Origin of the sequence: Staphylococcus sp. HMSC068C09 (genome assembly GCF_001813735.1) — a bacterium.
GTDB classification, from domain to species: domain Bacteria; phylum Bacillota; class Bacilli; order Staphylococcales; family Staphylococcaceae; genus Staphylococcus; species Staphylococcus hominis.
Genome location: NZ_KV813770.1, coordinates 1 through 807 on the forward strand (window position 1 = coordinate 1; position 807 = coordinate 807).

Genomic DNA, 807 nt, shown 5'->3' on the forward strand with positions numbered 1-807 from the left:
TTTTTTATTTTTGTAATTGTATTTTTACTTTTATCTAATATATTCTGGAGGCTCTCATTTGTAAAAATGAAATATATATCCCCATTATCATCGATCCAATTATTTTTAATTGATAAACTAACTCTATCATTGAGAATTGCATAAGTGACTTTGGCACTATCACTTAATTTTTTATATTTTTCATTAACAAATAATGCTTTATGTAGCATATAAAAATTTTGACTAGCTTGATTTTTAATATTTTTACGAGACATAATAAAAACCTCTTTCCAATTAAATTTGAATAGAGGTAATAAAACATTACAATTCCACATAACTTTTTGACTTGCAAACTGTCGATATTGTTGTATATAATACATATATCAAATTAAATAGCTAACGTATTGTAACGTTTTATTACCGAGTCCCAACTATTACCAGTAGTTGGGACTTAAACGTATTATCAACATTATATCACTAAAAAAGAACACATAAAAGATATTATAGCTTTATCAAAAACCCTTTACAAACCCTTGATGTCATGATTATCAAGGGTTTGTAAAGGGTTTTTGAAATGATAGGTAAATATCGATATAACAACATTTATGATAAAATTTATTGTAAAGGGTTGATAAAGTATTTATAAAGGGTTGATGATATGAAGAGTGTGAAAGAAATAAGCAAAGAATTGGAAGTTAGTAAACAAACTATATTTAATAATATAAAAAGGTTGAATATAGAAACGATAAAAAAGGATAATACTTCATTTATTAAAAATGATATCGATGTTGAAAAGATAATTCAAAGAGTAACTCACAATAAAAAAAA

The 807-nt window shown here is 24.3% G+C and carries 2 protein-coding genes; one reads left to right on the forward strand and one right to left on the reverse strand.

The window, feature by feature from the left end:
* Window positions 1-254, reverse strand: a 254-nt coding sequence (locus HMPREF2930_RS09150) for a replication initiator protein A (RefSeq protein ID WP_141751517.1), incomplete at its 3' end; no start/stop codon positions are given.
* Window positions 255-637: 383 nt separating this feature from the next.
* Here HMPREF2930_RS09150 and HMPREF2930_RS09155 point away from each other — a divergent pair.
* Window positions 638-807: MarR family transcriptional regulator (locus HMPREF2930_RS09155; RefSeq protein ID WP_037541578.1), on the forward strand; the 170-nt coding region annotated here is incomplete at its 3' end.